12 protein-coding genes and 1 pseudogene are annotated in these 14,165 nt (G+C 68.5%); 5 read left to right on the top strand and 8 right to left on the bottom strand.

Annotated features, from left to right (window positions below; genetic code table 11):
- Positions 1 to 59: 59 nt before the first annotated feature.
- Positions 60 to 1,328: a phosphoribosylamine--glycine ligase gene (gene purD / locus ACXYX3_RS22360; RefSeq protein ID WP_458609059.1), complete on the top strand. Its 1,269-nt coding sequence runs from the start codon at positions 60 to 62 to the stop codon at positions 1,326 to 1,328.
- Here purD and ACXYX3_RS22355 read toward each other — a convergent pair.
- Entirely contained in the window at positions 1,325 to 2,173 is an 849-nt protein-coding gene (locus ACXYX3_RS22355) for an alpha/beta hydrolase (protein ID WP_241203504.1), read from the bottom strand. The two genes, purD and ACXYX3_RS22355, sit on opposite strands and share 4 nt — an antisense overlap.
- A gap of 59 nt (positions 2,174 to 2,232) precedes the next feature.
- Here ACXYX3_RS22355 and ACXYX3_RS22350 point away from each other — a divergent pair, with 59 nt between their 5' ends.
- Both ACXYX3_RS22350 and ACXYX3_RS22345 read left to right on the top strand, forming a co-directional pair.
- The gene (locus ACXYX3_RS22350) at positions 2,233 to 2,841 is read left to right on the top strand and encodes a TetR/AcrR family transcriptional regulator (protein ID WP_458612186.1); all 609 of its coding nucleotides are present in this window, start codon (positions 2,233 to 2,235) and stop codon (positions 2,839 to 2,841) included.
- Between the two features lie 64 nt (positions 2,842 to 2,905).
- On the top strand, positions 2,906 to 4,339 hold the full coding sequence (locus tag ACXYX3_RS22345) for an APC family permease (protein WP_458609058.1): 1,434 nt from the start codon (positions 2,906 to 2,908) through the stop codon (positions 4,337 to 4,339).
- Between the two features lies 1 nt (position 4,340).
- Here the strand turns inward: ACXYX3_RS22345 and ACXYX3_RS22340 are convergent, their stop codons facing one another.
- From ACXYX3_RS22340 to ACXYX3_RS22315, 6 genes and pseudogenes are all read right to left on the bottom strand, one after another.
- Positions 4,341 to 4,577: a hypothetical protein gene (locus ACXYX3_RS22340; RefSeq protein ID WP_241203502.1), complete on the bottom strand. Its 237-nt coding sequence runs from the start codon at positions 4,575 to 4,577 to the stop codon at positions 4,341 to 4,343.
- A 9-nt stretch (positions 4,578 to 4,586) separates the two neighbouring features.
- Positions 4,587 to 4,830: pseudogene (locus ACXYX3_RS22335) on the bottom strand (L-serine ammonia-lyase, iron-sulfur-dependent, subunit alpha); the annotation flags it as partial.
- A gap of 80 nt (positions 4,831 to 4,910) precedes the next feature.
- Complete coding sequence (locus ACXYX3_RS22330) at positions 4,911 to 5,504, bottom strand: sarcosine oxidase subunit gamma (RefSeq protein WP_458609057.1); 594 nt, start codon at positions 5,502 to 5,504, stop codon at positions 4,911 to 4,913.
- A complete protein-coding gene (locus tag ACXYX3_RS22325) occupies positions 5,497 to 8,349 on the bottom strand; it encodes a 2Fe-2S iron-sulfur cluster-binding protein (RefSeq protein WP_458609056.1) in 2,853 nt (950 codons plus the stop codon). Before ACXYX3_RS22325 ends, ACXYX3_RS22330 begins: the two co-directional genes overlap by 8 nt.
- Positions 8,346 to 8,624, bottom strand: coding sequence for a sarcosine oxidase subunit delta (locus ACXYX3_RS22320; protein ID WP_458609055.1), 279 nt, complete (start codon positions 8,622 to 8,624; stop codon positions 8,346 to 8,348). Before ACXYX3_RS22320 ends, ACXYX3_RS22325 begins: the two co-directional genes overlap by 4 nt.
- A gap of 17 nt (positions 8,625 to 8,641) precedes the next feature.
- Entirely contained in the window at positions 8,642 to 9,880 is a 1,239-nt protein-coding gene (locus ACXYX3_RS22315) for a sarcosine oxidase subunit beta family protein (RefSeq protein ID WP_458609054.1), read from the bottom strand.
- 214 nt (positions 9,881 to 10,094) lie between these two features.
- Here ACXYX3_RS22315 and ACXYX3_RS22310 point away from each other — a divergent pair, with 214 nt between their 5' ends.
- Positions 10,095 to 10,766, top strand: coding sequence for a GntR family transcriptional regulator (locus ACXYX3_RS22310; RefSeq protein WP_458609053.1), 672 nt, complete (start codon positions 10,095 to 10,097; stop codon positions 10,764 to 10,766).
- 99 nt (positions 10,767 to 10,865) lie between these two features.
- The gene (locus tag ACXYX3_RS22305; protein WP_458612185.1) at positions 10,866 to 11,495 is read left to right on the top strand and encodes a GntR family transcriptional regulator; all 630 of its coding nucleotides are present in this window, start codon (positions 10,866 to 10,868) and stop codon (positions 11,493 to 11,495) included.
- A 38-nt stretch (positions 11,496 to 11,533) separates the two neighbouring features.
- On the opposite strand, the gene ACXYX3_RS22300 is transcribed toward ACXYX3_RS22305, so the two are convergent.
- On the bottom strand, positions 11,534 to 13,987 hold the full coding sequence (locus ACXYX3_RS22300; protein ID WP_458609052.1) for a GcvT family protein: 2,454 nt from the start codon (positions 13,985 to 13,987) through the stop codon (positions 11,534 to 11,536).
- Positions 13,988 to 14,165 lie beyond the last annotated feature (178 nt).

The following is a 14,165-nucleotide window of genomic DNA, read 5'->3' as shown; positions in this document are numbered from 1 at the left end:
GGTAACTGTATGCTCAGTGGTGCGTCGGCGGCGTCGCGGTGCGATTAGGGTGGTCACCTGTGCACGTCCTGGTGATCGGTTCCGGAGCCCGTGAACACGCGCTGCTGCTCGCGCTGCGCCGAGACCCCGAGGTGGACGGACTCTCCGTCGCGCCCGGAAACGCCGGCACCGCCGCGGTCGCCGACCAGTACGACGTCGACGTGACGTCGGCCGACGAGGTCGTCGCGCTGGCCCGGCGGGTGGGGGCGGACCTGGTGGTCGTCGGCCCCGAGGTGCCGCTGGTCCTCGGAGTGGCCGACGCGGTGCGCGCGGCCGGTATCGCCTGCTTCGGTCCCACGCGCGACGCCGCCCGCATCGAAGGCTCCAAAGCATTCGCCAAGGACGTCATGAGCGTTGCCGGCGTGAGGACGGCGACCAGCGAGATCGTCGACAACCCCGGACATCTCGACGCCGCACTCGACCGTTTCGGTCCGCCCGCCGGTGAGCAGGCCTGGGTGGTCAAGGACGACGGGCTCGCCGCCGGCAAGGGTGTGGTCGTCACCGCCGATCGTGAGGTCGCCCGCGCGCACGCGGCGAGCCTGCTCGAAGCAGGCCACCCCGTGCTCCTCGAATCGTTCCTCGACGGCCCGGAGGTGTCGCTGTTCTGCCTCGTCGACGGCGAAACCGTGGTGCCGCTGCTGCCTGCGCAGGACTCCAAGCGAGTCGGTGACGGGGACACCGGCCCCAACACCGGCGGGATGGGTGCCTACACCCCGCTGCCGTGGCTGCCCGCCGACATGACCACGCGCATCGTCGACGAGATCGTCAGACCCGTTGCCGTGGAACTGGTTCGGCGCGGCAGTGCGTTCTCCGGGCTGCTCTACGCCGGCTTGGCGATCACGTCGAAGGGTCCCGCCGTCGTCGAGTTCAACTGCCGCTTCGGCGATCCCGAGACCCAGGCGGTGCTCGCCCTGCTCGACTCGCCGCTCGCGGCGTTGCTGATGGCCGCCGCCACCGGCGAACTGGCTGCCGCGCCGGCGCCGCGGTGGCGCGACGGCGCCGCCGTGACCGTCGTCGTCGCCGCCGAGAACTACCCGGGCCGGCCTCGGGTCGGTGACGTCATCACCGGTGCCGACGCCGACGGGGTCCTGCACGCAGGCACCGCGCGCCGCGACGACGGTGCGCTGGTGTCATCCGGCGGACGGGTGCTCTCGGTGGTGGGCACCGGTGCCGACCTCGCGGCCGCACGCGCCTCGGCCTACGCGACCATCGACGCTATTCGACTGCCGGGTAGCCACTTTCGCACCGACATCGGGCTGGCCGCCGCGCAGGGCGACATCAGTCTCTAAGCCGTCAGCAGCGGGGCCATCCAGGTCAGCTCCGAACTGAGCTGCGACGACCAGAACGCGGCGTTGTGCCCGCCCGGGGAGAACCCGCCGGCCGGCGGGGTGGGCAACTGGCCGATGAACTGCCGGGTCGCCGCGGCGAACGGGTCGTCGTCGCCGATGTCGATGCGCAACGGGATGCCGGTGAGCCCCGGCAGGCCCCAGACGCTGTTGGCCTCGTAGTCCGCCGCACCGTCGAACGCGCCCGGGGCCGCGGCCCCCGGTGCGGTCCACAGAGCCGGGCTGACCGCACAGATCGCCGCCGTGCGCGCCGCGCCCAGCCGGGCGCCCAGCAGCATGGCGCCGTAGCCGCCCATCGACCACCCGAGGAATCCGACTCGTGACGTGTCGAGTCCCTGCTCTGCGAGAAGCGGCAGGAACTCGTCGAGCACCATCGCGCCCGGATCATCACCGGAGGCGCGCCGGTGCCAGTACCCGTTGCCACCGTCGACGGCGGCGAGAGCGAACGGGGGTACACCGGCAGCGACCGCATCGGCGAGGAACTGTTCGGCGCCCATCGACATGACCGTGGCAGCGCTGCTGTCCTTGCCGTGCAGCAGGATCACCGGACGCAGCGGCGCCGTCTGGCCGGGCGGCCGGGCGATGATCCAGTTGGTCGGCGCGCCACCGCGCGCCGCAGACGTGAACGTGCCTGCGGCGTACGTCGGCGCCGCTGCGGGCGGCGCGGCGACCGCCGCCGCCCGGGTCAACGCGGACACGGCGGTCACCCCTGCTGCGGTCACGAGTCCGGCCCGGTACCCGAGCCCGAGCATCGCGCGGCGGCTGATCCTCGACATGCGCGTCATCATGCCATCGGCGCCGCAGCGAATTGCCGAAAGCCCGATGCCGTACCCCCGTGGCTGGCACGATGCTAGACGTGACGGCAGCAGTCACTCCGAAGGGAGAACGTCGGCGGTATGCGCTGGTCAGCGCCGCTGCCGACCTGCTGTGCGAAGGCGGGTTCGACGCGGTGCGGCATCGCGCAGTCGCGCGGCGGGCCGGGCTGCCACTGGCCTCGACGACGTACTACTTTTCTTCGCTGGATGACCTGATCGCCCACGCGGTCGAATACGTCGGCGTGCTCGAGACCCAGGAGCTCCAGAACCGCGTGGCGGATCTGTCGCGGCGGCGGCGAGGTCCGGAAGCGACCGCCGACATCCTGGTCGATCTGCTCGTTGGGGACAGCCGCGAACGGGTGACCGAACACCTGATCTCCCGCTACGAGCGGCTGATCGCCTGCGCGCGCCAGCCCAACCTGCGTGACATCCAGCGCAGAATCCTCAAACACCGCACCGACGCGGTGATCGCGGTCGTCGAACGGTGTGGCCGCGCCGTGCACCCCGAGCTGCTGACCGCGCTGGTGTGCGCGGTCGACGGCGCCGTGGTGGCCGCACTCGTCGGCGACGGCGACGGGCCACGCGCCACGGCCCGGGCCACGTTGATCGACGTGATCGACGTGCTGGCTCCCTACACTTAGCCTCTGCGCCCGCGGGCGCGGTGACCGAAGATGGGTGGATCGACCAACAGGTAGGGGGAGGCGCATGGCGGAGTCGGCGACCGGTCAGCAGACCAAGCAGCCCGAGTTGAAGCGGGTGATGGGACCGGGCCTGCTTCTGCTGTTCGTGGTCGGGGACATCCTGGGCACCGGCGTGTATGCGCTCGTCGGCGACGTTGCCGCCGAAGTCGGTGGCGCAGCATGGGTTCCGTTCCTCGTCGCCTTCGGCGTCGCGACGATCACCGCGTTCAGCTATCTGGAGTTGGTGACCAAGTACCCGCAGGCCGCAGGTGCTGCGCTCTATGCGCACAAGGCATTCGGCATCCACTTCGTCACGTTCCTGGTCGCCTTCGTGGTCATGTGTTCCGGAATCACCTCGGCCTCAACGGCTTCCAGAGCGTTCGCGGCGAACTTCTTCACCGGGATCGACGTCGACGCGTCCAAGCTCGCGGTGGCCCTGCTGGCGCTGGGGTTCATGGCGGCGCTGGCCGCCATCAACTATCGGGGGGTGGGCGAGAGCGTCAAGCTCAACGTCGTCCTGACGATCGTCGAGATCACCGGCCTGGTCCTGGTGATCTTCGTCGGAATGTGGGCCTTCACGCGTGGCGGGGACATCGACTTCTCCCGCGTCGTCGCATTCGAGACGGGCGAGGAGAAGAACACCTTCCTGGCGATCACCGCGGCGACCTCACTGGCCTTCTTCGCGATGGTCGGCTTCGAGGACTCGGTCAACATGGCCGAGGAGACCAAGGACCCGGTCAAGACATTCCCGAAGATCCTGCTGTCCGGGCTCTCGATCGCCGGGGTCGTCTACATCCTCGTCTCGATCGTCGCGGTGGCGCTGGTGCCGATCGGCAAGCTGGAGGCCAGTGACACCCCGCTGGTCGAGGTCGTCAAGGCGGGCGCGCCCGCGTTGCCGATCGACTCGATCCTGCCGTTCATCACGATGTTCGCGGTCTCGAACACCGCGCTGATCAACATGCTGATGGCGAGCCGGCTGATCTACGGCATGGCCCGTCAGCACGTGCTGCCGCAGGTGCTCGGGACCGTGCATCCCACGCGCCGCTCACCGTGGGTGGCCATCGTCTTCACCACGCTGATCGCGTTCGGTCTGATCACCTACGTCAGCGCCTTCGCCAGCAGCAACGCGATCTCCGTGCTCGGCGGCACCACCAGCCTCCTGCTGCTCGCGGTGTTCGCGGTGGTCAACGTGGCGGTGCTGGTGCTCCGCCGCGACGTGCGCGAGACGGGCGGGCACTTCACGACCCCGACGATCCTGCCGGTCATCGGCTTCCTCGTCTCGCTGTATCTGGTGACGCCGCTGTCCGGTCGCCCCGCTCAGCAGTACCTCGTGGCCGGCGCGCTGGTCGCGCTCGGGGTGGTGCTGTTCTTCATCACCCAGCTGATCAACCGCCAGCTCGGTATCCGCGACGCCCACATCACCGATCCGACGCACCTGGGCGCCGGGCCGGACGACTGAGTCAGACTCCGGCGAGCGACGTCCGGCGCGCAGCGGCCCGGTCGAGCAGATCCTGATCGTCTCGTGTCAGCGGCGGATGTGCCGACGAATACACGTCGACGACGGCACCGAAGCGTCGCATGACGGCGCCGGGGCTGATGCCGAACCAGCTCCGGCATTCCTGCTCGGGCAGGGGACGATCCGACGGCTGACTCACGACGAACGCCAGAATGCGGCGGTCATACCAGTCCAGAATCACGGCCTCACCTCAGCACTCGATGTAGTTGACCCCGACGTTCACGGCGAGGCCGCCGGTGGACGTCTCCTTGTATTTGGCGAGCATGTCGGCTCCGGTGGTGCGCATCGTCTCGATCACCTGATCGAGCGTCACGTGGTGGGACCCGTCACCGCACGAGGCCTCCGATGGGATCACAGGTGAGGCCCAGGCTGTGCTCCATGGCGATCTCCGCTGCGTTCTCCACCCGTTCCGGTATGCCGCCGAGAAGACGGCTACCGCGCGACGCGTGATCGACGAAGTGGCGTGTTCCACGGATTCTCTCCCGCTCGATCGTCGGTCTGGGCGGGTACGGGGTCACCAGTCGATCGAGAACTCCTCGGCTGCGTCGATGAGCCAGTCGGCGAGGTACCGGGCGAACGAGGACCGCACGATGACGCGGTAGTCGGTACCGTCGTCGCTCATCGGCATGAGCACCACGCCGGCGTGGCCGAGCATCGTCTGCGCGGCATCGCCGGGCCCGAACACCCGGGGGTGCAGATCCAGTGAGCAGCCCTTCGCGAGAACCGCCCGGGCGTGGGCGCCGCGCAGGCGCATCGACGTGCGCTGAGCCGAAACATCGACTCCCGCAACGCCATGCGCGGCTGTCGCGTCGCGCAGAGCAGCCTCCATCTGCTCGCCGTCACGGGTGGACGACACGGCGAGCCACTCCTGCGGGCCGAGCCAGATCACCGACGCATCAGGCCCGTCGACGACGGTCGACGGCGCCGTCGGCAACGCTTCGACACCGAGGACATCCGCCGCGGCAGCGGCACCGGTACCGGCCGGAACGACCCACAGGTCCACCATCGCGAAGAACGGTTCCTCGGTCGCGGACGCCGAGGCCGGCAACGCGGCAAGCCGCGACTGGTGGGAGTGCAATGGACTGCGGCGAGTCAGGGTGTCAGCCATCGCGGCGAGCTCCTTCGGGATCGACGAGCACAGCACCGGTGACATCGACAGGCACCAGGGTGCCGTCGACCGGGACGTGCAGGGTGTGGCCGATGCGGTCTCGGCCACCCTTGATAAGAGCCAGTGCGAACGGGCGCCCGAGCTCGGCACTGCGATAGCTCGACGTCACATGCCCGAGCATCGGCACCGGCGGCGCGGGCAGCACGCCGTCCTCGGCGAACTCGATGATCTGCGCGCCCTCGGGCAGCACCGTGTCCGCATCGGTGGGCAGCAGCCCGACGAACTGCTTACGGAGCGGGCTGAGGTTCTCTCGGCGGGTGAACGATCGCTTGCCGATGAAGTCCGGCTTCTTCTTCGACACCGCCCACCCCATGCCGAGATCCTGCGGGGTGATCGTGCCGTCGGTGTCCTGCCCGATGATCGGATAGCCCTTCTCGGCCCGAAGCACGTGCATCGTCTCGGTGCCGTAGGGCGTAATTCCGTATTGGCCGCCTGCCTCGATCAGGCGCTCCCACAACGCCGTTGCGTACCAGCCCATGACGTTGACCTCGTAGGCGAGCTCACCGGAGAAGCTGACCCGGGCCACGCGCACGTGCACACCGTCGATCGAAGTGTCCCGCCACGCCATGAACGGAAAAGCGTCGTTGCTGACATCGAGGTCGCCGAACACCGCACCGACCACGTCGCGGGACTTCGGGCCCACGACGGGGAAGGTGTGCCACTGTTCGGTGACCGATGTCAGCCGGACCCGCAGGTGCGGCCATTCGGTCTGCAGCCACTCCTCCATCCAGTCGAGGATGCGTGCCGCGCCGCCGGTGGTGGTGAAAGCCATGTACCGGTCCTCGGCCAGGCGCATCACCGTGCCGTCGTCGATGACCATGCCGTCGACGCCGCACATCACGCCGTAGCGGACCGTGCCGACCTTCAGCGTGCTCATCATGTTCGTGTAGAGCAGGTCCAGGAACTCACCGGCGTCGGGGCCCTGCACGTCGATCTTGCCCAGCGTCGAGCCGTCGAGAATCCCGACTCCTGTTCGTACAGCGGCACATTCGCGTAGGACCGCGGCCTCCATGCTCTCGCCGGGCTGCGGGTAGTACCGCGGCCGCTTCCACATGCCGACGTCTTCGAACACTGCCTCGGCCTCGACGTGCCAATCGTGTACCGCGGTCACCCGCTCCGGGTCGTAGAGGGGGCCGCGGTCCCGGCCGGCCAGCGCCGCGAAGGCGACCGGCGTGTACGGCGGCCGGAACGTCGTGACGCCGAGCGTCTCGACCGGAGTGCCGAGCAGTGCGGACACGATGCCAGAGGCCACCACACCCGAGGTCTTGCCCTGATCGTGTGCGGTGCCGATGGTCGTGTAGCGCTTGATGTGCTCCATACAGCGCATCCCCGCACCGACCGCACGGACCAGATCGGCGACCGTGGCATCGCGCTGGACGTCGACGAACTGCCGCGTCGCCGACGTCGAGTCGGGCACGTACCACAGGACAGCGCCGGAGGCCTGCTGCTCAGTCGGGTCGTGTTCGGCACCAAAGGAATTCGCTGACGGGGTGAATCCTAGGGCGGTGACGGCCGCCGCGGCGGCCTCCCGTCCGCTGCGCAGGCATCCGGGAAGGTCGAACACTCCGTCGGCCGCACCGGCGACGCTGATGCCGTCCAGGCTCTCGCCCGGCACGAACGCGCCGAGTGTGTCGTCGTAGCGCAGCGTGCCCCGCGCCTGGCTGAACAGGTGCACCGCGGGATTCCACCCGCCGCTGACGAGCAGCACGTCGCAGGGAATCACGGTGGTTCCGCCGCCGGGCAGCTTGATGACGGCGTGGGTCACGCGGGCCGCGCCGCGCGTGCCGGTGACGACCGCGCCGGTGTGGAGCGCAATGCCCCGCTCCGCGCAGCGGTCGCGCAGCGCCGTACTCACCTCGCCGCGCGCCTCCACGACGGCGGCGACTCCCACGCCCGCATCGTGCAGGTCGAACGCCGACCGGTAGGCGCTGTCGTTCGTGGTGAAGACAACTGCCCGCTCACCGACACGCACTCCGAAGCGGTGCAGGAACGTCCGTGCGGCCGCGGCGAGCATGATGCCCGGACGGTCGTTGTCGGCGAACACCACCGGGCGTTCGTGTGCTCCGGCGGCGACCAGAACATGGCGCGCGCGAATCCGCCACACCCGCTGCCTGCTGACGCCGGCAGGTGCCTCGGCACCGAGGTGATCGGTGCGCCGCTGCAGCGCGAGCACGAAGCCGTCGTCGTAGTGCCCGAACGCAGTGGTGCGCTGCAGATGCAGCACATCGGGATGGCCGGCGAGCTCGGTCACGGCCTTGGCGACCCAGTCCAGCGCGGGCTCGCCCGCGACCTGATCGGTCGAACCGAGCAGCGCGCCACCGGCCTCGCTCTGCTCGTCGATGAGCACGACCCGCGCCCCGGCCCGGGCCGCGGTCAGTGCCGCCGCGAGGCCCGCCGGCCCGGCGCCGACGACGAGAAAATCGGTGTGGACATGGGTGCTGTCGTAGGTGGCGGTGTCGGGGACATCCGCGAGCCGGCCCTGCCCCGGAAGTCCGCGAGCGACAAGACCATCGAACAGTTCGACGGTGGTCGCGAGCAGCATCGGCTCGGGGAAGGGGTGCTCGATCTGGACGAGACCGCCGGTGTCCTCCGCCCAGGCGGCGGTGAAGCCGCGCGGGCGGCCCAGTTTGATGCTCGTGGCCACCTGGTGCACACCATGGGCGAGCAGCGCCGAGGCAAGCGTGTCACCGCGGTGTCCGGTGTACTCCCGGTCGTTAAACGTGAACGTCAAAGCGGTGTCGCGGTCGACGCGGCCACCCGTTTCGGTGCGGAACGCTGCATTCATAGAATCGTCGGCTTCGTCTCGTCCAGCCGGTAGGTCCGCTGGAATCGGTAGGTGGCGGTGTCGCGAACGGCGTTGAACCAGCGCCGGCATCCGTGGCTGTGGGACCATCTCTCGGCGAACAGGCCCTTGGGGTTGTCGCGGAAGAACACGAAGTGCGCCCACTGTTCGTCGGTGAGTGCGTGGGGATCCTCGGGGTAGGCGATGTGCGCCTGCCCGCCGTAGTGGAACTCGGTCTCCTCGCGGGGCCCGCACCACGGGCATTCGATGAGCTGCACGGTGAATGCTCCTTAGCTCAGTGTGCGACGCCCGCGGCGCCGTGTTCGTCGACCAGCGCGCCGGTGACGAACCGGTCCAGGCTGAACGGTGCGATGAAGTCGTGCTGTTCGCCGGTGGCCAGCGTGTCGGCCAGACACCACCCGATTCCGGGCGTCGCCTTGAAACCCCCTGTGCCCCAGCCGGCGTTGAGATAAAGATTCTCGAACGGCGTGCGCCCGACGATGGGGGAGGCGTCCGGGCAGACGTCGACGATGCCTGCCCAGGTGCGCAACAGGTGGGCCCGCGCGAACACGGGGAACAGTTCGACGGCCGCGGCCATCTGACGCTCGATGACGTGGAAGGCGCCGCGCTGGCCGTACCCGTTGTAGGAGTCGATGCCGGCGCCCATCACGAGTTCACCCTTGTGGGCCTGGGAGACGTAGACGTGCACCGCGTTCGACATCACGATCGTCGGGTGTACCGGCTCCAGCAGCTCGGAGACCAGGGCCTGCAGGGGATGGCTCTGCAGCGGCGTGCGGATGCCGAGCATGTCGGTCAGCGTCGAGGTGTGCCCGGCCGCGCACAGCGCGACACGGCCCGCTCCGATGGTGCCCTGCGTGGTGCGCACGGCGGTCACCCGGTCGCCGTCGGTCTCGAAGCCGATGACCTCGCAGTTCTGGATGATGTCGATCCCGGCCTGATCGGCGCGCCGCGCGAAACCCCAAGCGACGTAATCGTGTTTGGCGATCCCGGCCCGAGGTTGGTACGTCGCCCCGAGCACCGGATAGCGAATCTCGTGGGAGATGTTCACGATCGGGCACAACTTCTTGACCTCGTCGGGGTCCACCCACTGGGCGTCGATACCGTTGAGCTTGTTGGCCTCGACGCGGCGCACGCTGTCGCGGACATCCTGCAGGCTGTGGGCGAGGTTGAGCACACCGCGCTGACTGAACAGGATCGGGTAATCCAGGTCGTCTTCGAGCGTCTCCCACAGTTTGAGCGCGTGCTCGTAGATGCGGGCACTCTCGTCCCACAGGTAGTTGGAGCGGATCAGCGTAGTGTTGCGCGCCATGTTGCCGCCGGCCAGCCAGCCGCGTTCGAGCACCGCGACGTTGGTGATGCCGTGGTTCTTGGCCAGATAGTGCGCGGTCGCCAGGCCGTGCCCGCCGCCGCCGACGATGACGACGTCATAGGTCTTCTTCGGTTCGGGTGTGCGCCAGAGGAATTCGGGGTGATCGGGCAGGTGCGCTCCCGGCGGGGCGGCGTGCGTTGTCACAGCACAGTCTCCGTCGGTTCGGGGTAGAGCGGGTAGCGGCGGGCGAGTATGTCGACCCGGGTGCGCAATGCTAGAAGGTCGGCGTCGGCGGTGTCGACAGTCATTGATCGCCCTTCGGGATCGCTTGATACGTGACTAATATATCAACCGTCGCCTACAGTAGGATCAGTTCGCGATCACGTCAACAGTGCGAACGGTGAATGAAGGAGCGGCGATGACCCTCACGGACTTGACCGTTCCCGACGCCGATGCCGGTGCTGAGAACACGGCCGATCGGGCGTACGAGGCGGTGCGGGAACGTCTGGTGATGCTCGACATCAAGCCCGGCGAGCCGATCAACGACGACCGCCTGGGCGCCGAACTCGGTGTCGGTCGCACGCCCGTGCGCGAGGCGCTTAAACGACTCGAACGGGAGCGGCTGGTGATCGCCTACCCGCGCCGAGGAACGTTCGCGACCGCAGTCGACATGACCGACCTGGCCGACATCTCCGAGATCCGGCGTCAGTTGGAACCCATGGCCGCCGCGCGCGCAGCCCGGGTGGCAACCGTCGAGTCCCGACGCCGGCTCGCCGATCTCGCCGAGGGCATCGCGCGGATCGCGGACTCCGATCATCCGCGGGAGGTGTTGCGGCACGACGTCCGAGTGCACCGCGAGATCTACCGCGCGTCGCAAAACCCGCACCTGGAGGGGATTCTGGTGAGCCTCGACGCCCACGCCACCCGGATCTGGTGCCTGTTCCTCGACCGGCTCCCCGACGTCATCACCCACGTCCGCGAACACATCGCGCTGCTGGACGCGATCGTCTCCGGAGACGGTGAAACCGCGTCGAGTCTGACGCTGTCGCACGTCAAGGGCTTCGAACAGGCCATCCGCGCGTTGCTGTAGAGGTGTCGACACACTGATATATCATCGGCACTCCTGAGGAAGGACGTGTCGGTGACGGTTGTCGGTGTGGAATCGCTCGGTGAGATCGACCTCGCCACGATGTCGCTGGCCGATCAGGCCTATCTGATCATTCAGGACAAGCTGATCATGCTGGACATCCGGCCCAACGAGGCGATCGTGGAAAGCGACCTGGCCGCAGGCCTGGGGTTGGGCCGCACGCCGGTGCGAGAAGCTCTCAAGCGCCTCGAAGCCGACCGTCTCGTCATCTCCTTCCCGCGCCGCGGCACGTTCGCCACGGGTGTCGATGTCGCGGACCTGCGCCATATCTCGCAGATTCGCGTCAATCTCGAGCCGGTGGCGGCCCGCACCGCGACGGAGAACGCATCGGCGGCGATGCGCACCCACCTGCTGCAACTGGCCGACCAGACCGAGGCTCTGGAAATCGACACCATCGACCGTCACGAACTCATGCGCTGGGATCTGCGGGTGCACCGCGCCATCTACCGCGCCGCCGGCAACCCGCATCTGGAAGACGTCCTGATCCGGTACGACAACCTGGCGACCCGGATCTTCTGCCTGTTCCTCGATCGGCTCACGGTGGTCGCGCACCACGTCGGTGAACACACCGCGCTGCTGCGGACCATCGCCGAGGGCGACGGGGACGCGGCTGCCGCCATCGCGCTGGCCCACGTCACCGGGTTCGAAGAAGCAGTGCGCTCCGTCGTTTGATGTACCGGTCGTCTAGGGCCTCGGCGTGAATGTGGTTGTCACGAGCGGATTCTGATCATCTCGGGATCGACGAGCGGTTCGGCCGCGACGGTGGCCGCCACCCGCCGGTCGAAGTACGCGATCTCCACCGCAGTGCCGACGGCCACCGACGCGGGCAGCCATGCGTAGGCGATCGGAACGCCGACTGTGTGGCCGAACGCCGCACTGGTTACATAGCCGGCCGGCTCGCCGTCAAGCAGCACCGGTTCCGAACCGAGGACGACGGAGCGGCCGTCATCGACGGTCAGGCAGACCAGTCGACGTTCGACCGTGTCGTCGGAGACGCCGGCAAGAGCGTCGTGGCCGACATAACCGTCCTTCTGCGGGCGCACGGCGAAACCGAGGCCCGCCTCGTACGGGTTGTGCTCGGTGGTCATGTCGTTGCCCCAGGATCGGTACCCCTTCTCCATCCGCAGGCTGTTGAACGCGGCGCGGCCCGCCGCGATCACGCCGTGGCGCCGGCCCTTGGCCCACAACGCATCCCACAGCCGCAGGCCGTGCTCGGCGGTGGTGTAGAGCTCCCAGCCGAGTTCGCCGACGTAGGAGAGGCGCATCGCGGTCACCGGTACCCCGGCGATGCGCACCTGCTTGCACCGGAAGTACTTGAAGCCCTCGTTGGAGAAGTCGTCGCGGCTCAGCGCCGACACCAGGTCGCGTGCCCTCGGCCCCCAGACGCCGATGCAACAGGTACCGCCGGTGATGTCCCGCACGACCACGCTGTCGTCGGCCTGCCGACGGACGTAGTCGAGGTCGAGGTTGCCGTTGACGCCGACCTGAAAGGTGTCGGGTGAGAGCCGGGCGACCGTGACGTCGCTGCGCACACCGCCCGCCCCGTCGAGCATGAGCGTGTAGGTCACCGAGCCGACGGACTTGTCCATCTTCCCGGTGGTGAGCCGCTCCAGCAGCGCCAGGGCGCCGGGTCCGGTGACCTCCAGCCGCTTCAACGGGGTCATGTCGTAGAGCGCGACCGCGGTCCTGGTGCGCCACGCCTCCGCGGCGGCAATCGGCGAGTGGAACATCGCCGCCCAAGAATCCCGCTGCGGCGGTTGCCATTCCGCGGGCAGCGTCGCCACGAGGTCGGCGTTGGTCTCGAACCAGTGCGGCCGCTCCCAGCCGCCGGCCTCGAGGAACACCGCACCCAGGTCCTGCTGTCGTGCGTGGAACGGGCTGACGCGCAGTCCGCGCGGAGATTCCCTGGGCTGCAACGGATGCAGGATGTCGTAGACCTCGACGAAGTTCTGCTGCGAGGTCTCGCTGACGTAATCGGGATCGAGCTGGACATCTTCGAAGCGGTGCACGTCGCAGCCGTTCAGCGCGACGTCGGACCGGCCGTCGACGAGTAGCTGGGCCACCGCGCGCGCGACACCGGCAGAGTGCGTCACCCAGACCGCCTCGGCGATCCAGAAGCCCGCGACGTCGGGCGACTCGCCGATCAGCGGTGCGCCGTCGGGGGTGAACGAGAAGATGCCGTTGAAGCCCGACTCGACGGTTGCCGTCTGAAGGCAGGGCAGCAGCAGCTTGCTCTGCTCCCAGGCGGGCGCGAAGTCCTCGTCGGTGAACTCGAGCATGGAAGGCATTGTCTCCGAGGTGATCTCGCGGCCGGGCAGCTCGCGCAGATCGACCGGCATGGGTCGGTGGGCATACGATCCGATGCCGAGGCGGTCGACGTGTTCACGGAAGTACAGGTCCTGGTCCTGGTGACGCAGGATCGGATACCCGGCCTCCGACGCCTCGGTGTTACGTCCCGCCAGCTCGGGAATCCGATGGGTCTTGACGTACTGGTGTGCCAGGGGGAGCAGCGGCACGGCCATGCCGACGAGCGCGCCCAGCTCAGCACCCCAGAATCCGGCGCAGGACACCACGATGTCGGCGGGCACTGTCCCGGCCGTCGTCGCGACGCCGGTGACCTTTCCTCCGCTGTGTTCGATCCCGACCACCCGCGTGGATCCTCGGAACTCGGCGCCGCGACTCTGCGCGCGCCGGCTCAGCGCGACGACGACCCGCGACGCCTTGGCCAGTCCATCGGTCTCCACATGCAGCCCGCCGAGGATGCGGCGGGGGTCGAGGAGCGGGTGGAGCTTGACGCACTCCTGCGGATCGATGACCCGCGCGGCCACTCCCCATGAGGTGGCGAAGCCGTGCCGGCGGTGCAGCTCGGCGAGCCGCTCCTCAGTCGTCGCGACCTCGAGGCCGCCGACCTGGTTGAAACACCACGCGCCGTCGACGTCGAGCGTCAGGAATTTCTCCACGGTGTAGGACGCGAACGTCGTCATCGTCTTCGAGGCGTTGGTCTGGAACACCAGACCCGGTGCGTGCGAGGAGGACCCGCCCGTCAGCGGCAGCGGCCCCTGGTCGAGGACCGTGACCCGGTCCCAGCCGCGAGCGGTCAGCTCGTCGGCGAGGTTGGTGCCGACGATGCCGGCACCGATGATCACGACGCGAGGGGATCCCATGTGCGTGGCCGCTCCTTGTTCGTGTTGATCAACAACTGATATACCAAGGCTAAGGTGCCGTTGATCGACGGTCAACAGCTACGCGCAGACGCGCTGAACGCACGCTTTCTGATGGATTTCGCCCCATCTTCATCAGAATGCGTGCGCTCAGGGGTGGCGGTCTTTGGCAAAGCCATCG

The organism is Mycobacterium sp. Panama NTM2 (assembly GCF_054355555.1).
This window is presented reverse-complemented; position numbering and strand designations above follow the sequence as displayed.